This is a genomic window from Allobosea sp. P4_C6, from assembly GCF_056402015.1.
Map to the genome: position 1 here is coordinate 1 of NZ_JBFUIF010000272.1, position 1,050 is coordinate 1,050.

1 protein-coding gene is annotated in these 1,050 nt (G+C 56.0%); it reads left to right on the forward strand.

Going from position 1 to position 1,050, the window contains the following annotated elements:
* Positions 1-418 precede the first annotated feature (418 nt).
* Positions 419-1,050, forward strand: a 632-nt coding sequence (locus tag AC1DVA_RS28600; RefSeq protein ID WP_476808159.1) for a nucleotide-binding protein, incomplete at its 3' end; no start/stop codon positions are given.

The window sequence follows — 1,050 nt, forward strand, 5'->3', positions numbered from 1 at the left end:
GGCTATATGGTGGGGCAGGCCCCTTCGTGAATGCTGCCTCACCTCATTCGCGTTTCACCGAAATCTATTGCAACCACTAATCCGCGGCGAATTTAGCCGCGGCTAATTCCTGGCAACGGGCAGGCTAAAGTCGAGAGCCAGCCTGCGGCGTGTGGCCTCGATTGAGCAGGGATCGACTTTACTCACTGTCGAGCGCGGTGCGGCTTTGCTGAGAGAGGGCCTCAAGCAAATTAGCCGCGGCTAATTGAGGCCCTGAATGGAAGCGAGTAGCCTCGTCCAATAAATCTAGGGCAGGCTGGTAAACAGTCGTTAACCCTTATCTTGTTGCTCGAATCGTCGAATCGGGCATAGTCGTGTCAGTTGCGGAAAAAAACGCAATCCCGCAAAAATTTCGCAACTCCTTTGGCGATTCGAGACCGTGGTTACAAACGCTGCCAAACCTATCGTGGTTAAGGAAGGGCTGAAGTCGCTCATCCAGAGCCAGTCCGCGATGTTGGCTGCCCAATTGCAGGCCCACCACCTCACCACGTTTCCTCCGAATGCTCAAAAGGGGATTCGCAATCTCTCTCCATCCGAGGTTGCGAAGCTCCTCGGGGTGACAGAGGGCTACTTGCGGCAGATCGCATCCGAACTTCCGGACCTGAGCAATACTTCACCGGGTGGAAGGCGGTCCTATTCCGTCGAGTCAATTCACGAAATCCGCAAGCTTCTTGATGCAGGTGCGCGCGGACATCGTCGATATTTGCCCTGGCGATCGAAGGACGAGCCCCTTCAGGTTGTTAGTGTGATGAATTTCAAGGGCGGTTCGGGGAAGACCACGACGACGGCCCATTTGGCGCAATTCTTGGCGCTCAGAGGGTTTCGCGTTTTGGCGATTGATCTCGATCCGCAGKCGAGCTTGTCGGCGATATTTGGACATCAGCCGGTATTGGAGGTCGGCCCGAACGAATCCCTGTATGGCGCGATCAGGTACGATGAGCAGCGCCGGCCGGTCGCCGTGATCGTGCGCTCGAGATTCATCCCCGATCTCCACCTTATCCCAGGCTATCT